Consider the following 3,492-nt stretch of genomic DNA (forward strand, 5'->3'; position numbering starts at 1 on the left):
GGGCGGGGACGGGCGGCGGAGGGTCGCGTTCCCGCCGCCGGAGGCGTCGCGGGCGGCCAGGCGGGAGGAGCTGGCGCGGACGCATCCGAACCTGTACGCCTCGCGGCACGTGGCGGCGGCCGCCGGCAGGGTCGTGTTCCCGCTGCTGGGCGTCACCGCACTGATCAACGTGCTCGTCAGGGCGGTCCCGTGGCCGGACGTGCCGTTCCCGGACGTCGATCCGCCGCCGGTCCCCTGGCCGGACGTCCCCTGGCCCGATCTGCCGGACGTGGCGCTGCCGGGGTGGCTGGCCGCGGTCCTGATGACGGTGAAGTTCTGGGGCCCGATCCTGATCGCGCTGGCCGTGGCGGTGCGGGAGGCGCGGCGCCGCCGGCGGTCAGCCGCTGAGCAGCGCGAACAGCCCGGCGCAGGTGAGGGCGACCATGGCGGCCGCGATGGGGAGCTGGCCGCGCGGCGCGCGGCGCGGGGAGCGCAGGGCGAGGTCGTGGGCGGCGATGGTTCCGGCGATGTGGCCCAGGACGATGGCGTTGACCTGGACCTGCGCGGTGAGCGTCGGCCCGGCCAGGTCGTAGTCGACGCGGTTGCCGGCGGCGCCGAACAGGTCCAGGCCCGTCCCGAACGGGTCGTTTAGGAGGATGAAGGTCGTCTGGCCTTCCAGGACCAGGAACGAGAAGTAGTGCGCGACGGTGTAGCCGAGGGCGATCGGCAGGAGCGTCGCGGCGAACCGGCCCGGCAGCGCGGCGGGGTCCTGGAAGGTCAGGCGGGCGCTGAGCCGCAGCGCCGCGGTGTACAGCGCGGCGACGGCGGCGATCGAGGCGGCGAGCCCCAGCGTCCCGGCGGGGACGCTGGAGGGGTCGACGTTGTCGCGCCAGTAGGTGGTGCGGGTGATGCCGTCGAATCCGGTGGAGCCGATCAGCACGCACGCCGCGGCGGTGAGGCCGGGTTCGGCGGCGCCGGTCATGAGGCCGGTCAGCGGGGTCCTCCAGACCAGCTCGCCGTCGCCGCGCCGCCCGACGGGCGACATCCGGGCCAGCAGGCTGGAGTAGGCCTCGAAGCCGTCGCCGCGGGTGAACCAGTCGCGGCCGAACCACCAGGCCAGGGCGAGGTTGGCGGCCGCGTAGGCGAGGATGAGCGTCCCGACCAGGCGCGGGTCGGACCGGCCGGGGGCGGCGAGTTCGAGCCACACGAACCCGGTGAGCCACACCGCGGCGGGGCGGTAGCCGAGCCGGGCGGGCAGGGCGCGGCGTCCCGCCGGGGACGTCCGGGTCGCGCGGCACAGGGCGGCGTGCAGGGTCCGCAGCGGGTTGACCCGCCGCCAGACCGGCCCGAGCAGGACGCTCGCGGGGACCAGACCGACCCAGAACGTCACGTACAGCGCCCAGGGGGCGAGGTTGGCCTCGGCCGAGGGCGGCCCGGCGAACGCGACGGCGACGACGAGGGCGGCGCAGGCCAGGGCGAGGACGCGCCCGGCCCGGGTGAGGGCGGCCGCGTCCAGGGCGCGGGCGAGCGCGGGGGGCAGGGGCCGCCCGGCGTCGGGGTGCAGGCGGGGCCGTTTCCACGCGGCGGTCAGGACGGCGAACGAGGCGGCCACGGCGATCCCGCCGCCGGCGATGGCGGCGACGGCGTCCAGCGGCAGGTCGGTGCGGCCGCCGAGCCCGTGGGCGAGGACGTGCGCGCCGGTGCCCACGCTCACCCGACCTGGAGTTCGAACACGCGGCCGCCGGTGCGGTGCAGCTCGGCCTCGAAGACGCCGGGCGTGCCGGCGGTGAGCCGCATGGTCGCGGGCCGCCCGGGGGCCAGCGCCATCTCCCGGTCGTAGCCGTGCAGGTGGAACTCGTCGGCGCGGTCGCTGGTGACGGTGATCTCGACGGTCGCGCCGCGCGGGACCTTCACGCGGCTGCGCGCGGTGCGGACCTCCCCGCCGGTCACGGTCGCGGTGACGGTGATCACCGACGGTCCGGCGCCCGCGGACGCGGCGGGCGGGCCGGAGCCGCCCGGGGCGGGGAGCCCGCCCTGGGGTGCGGGCTCCCCGCATCCGGCCGCCGTCACCAGCGTCAGCGCGGCCGCCAGGGGCACCGCCGCACCCGTCACCAGGATCCGCCGCACGTCCGCTCCCCTCTCGCTCCGGTGTCCCACACCACAGATTGTGACACTAGACAATGACACATTCGAAGATGGCATACTCCGGTGCGGGGGCCGCCGCGTGCCCCCTCCTGGTTCCTGAGGCGAGGGAGCGCACCGGTGCTGGATCACCTGACGGGCCTGGATCACCTGACGGGCGGCGGGGCCGGGGCCGCGCTGCGGCTGGCCGCCGAGGCGCCGCCCAAGCCGGCGGGCGGCGCGGCGCTGGACCAGATCCTCATCGCCTCCGGCGGCGCCGCCGCCCTGACGGCCGCGCTGCTGCTGCTCGGATGGGGGCACCGCACCGGCCGGACCACGGTCCTGGCGCGGGCGGCGCGGCTGGCCGAGCGCGGGCCGGGACGCGGCACCCCCGGCTGGTCGGCGCTGCCGACACCGGTCGCGATGGTGTCGCTGCTCATCGCGCTCCTGGGCATGTACTGGGACATCTCCCTGCACATCTCGCACGGCCGGGACGAGGGGCCGCTGGCCAACGTCGCCCACTACCCGATCCTCATCGGGCTGTTCGGCGTCTTCACCGCCGGGGTCCTGGCGATGGTGCTGCCCAAGGGCGAACGCCCCGGCGCGGCGTCGGTGCGGATCACGCGGGACTGGTACGCCCCCGCCGGGGGCGTGCTGCTGGCGGGCGCCGGGTTCTACGCGCTGCTGGGCTTCCCCCTCGACGACGTGTGGCACCGCATCTTCGGGCAGGACGTGACGCTGTGGGGGCCGACGCACCTGATGCTGATCGGCGGGGCCGGGCTGTCGCTGGTGGCGATGATGGTCCTGGAACGGGAGGGCCGCCGCGCCTTCACCGGACCGGCGTCGCGGCAGCCGCCCGGGTGGGTCCGCTACATCCGCCGGTCCATGCACGCGGGCGGGCTGCTGATCGGGCTGTCGGTGTTCCAGGCCGAGTACGACTTCGGCGTGCCGCAGTTCCGGCTCGTCCACCAGCCGCTGCTGATCGCGCTGGCGGCGGGCTGCGCGCTGGTCGCGGCGCGGCTGTGGGCCGGGCGCGGCGGCGCGGTGCTGGCCGTGGCGTTCTACATGCTGGTGCGCGGCGGCGTGTCGCTGCTGGTCGGCTGGCCGATCGGGGAGCTGTGGGCGTCGGTGCCGCTGTACTTCGCCGAGGCGCTGTGCGTGGAGGCCGCGGCGCTGCTGCTGGCCCGGCGCCCGACACCGCGGCCGCTCGCGCTGGGCGCGGTGTCGGGCGCGCTGATCGGCACGGCCGGGTTCGGCGCCGAGTACGCCTGGAGCCAGGTGGCGTTCCGGCTGCCGTGGACGCCCGACATCGCCGCCGAGGGGATGCTGATGGCCGTGGCCGGCGGCGTCGCGGGCGGCCTGTGCGGGGCGCTGCTGGCGGAGGGGCTGGAG

Annotated in this window: 2 protein-coding genes and 1 pseudogene; 1 reads left to right on the plus strand and 2 read right to left on the minus strand. The window is 76.7% G+C overall.

From position 1 onward, the window contains the following. Window positions 1-376: 376 nt before the first annotated feature. Both E1285_RS43900 and E1285_RS43905 read right to left on the minus strand, forming a co-directional pair. Complete coding sequence (locus E1285_RS43900) at window positions 377-1,693, minus strand: hypothetical protein (protein ID WP_132160832.1); 1,317 nt, start codon at window positions 1,691-1,693, stop codon at window positions 377-379. Then, a complete protein-coding gene (locus tag E1285_RS43905; protein ID WP_207947275.1) occupies window positions 1,690-2,136 on the minus strand; it encodes a hypothetical protein in 447 nt (148 codons plus the stop codon). Before E1285_RS43905 ends, E1285_RS43900 begins: the two co-directional genes overlap by 4 nt. A gap of 105 nt (window positions 2,137-2,241) precedes the next feature. Between E1285_RS43905 and E1285_RS43910 the strand changes: the two are divergent. Beyond that, window positions 2,242-3,492 (plus strand): annotated as a pseudogene (locus E1285_RS43910) (hypothetical protein); the annotation flags it as partial.

It is taken from the genome of Actinomadura sp. 7K507 (assembly GCF_004348425.1).
Classification (GTDB): Bacteria; Actinomycetota; Actinomycetes; order Streptosporangiales; family Streptosporangiaceae; genus Spirillospora.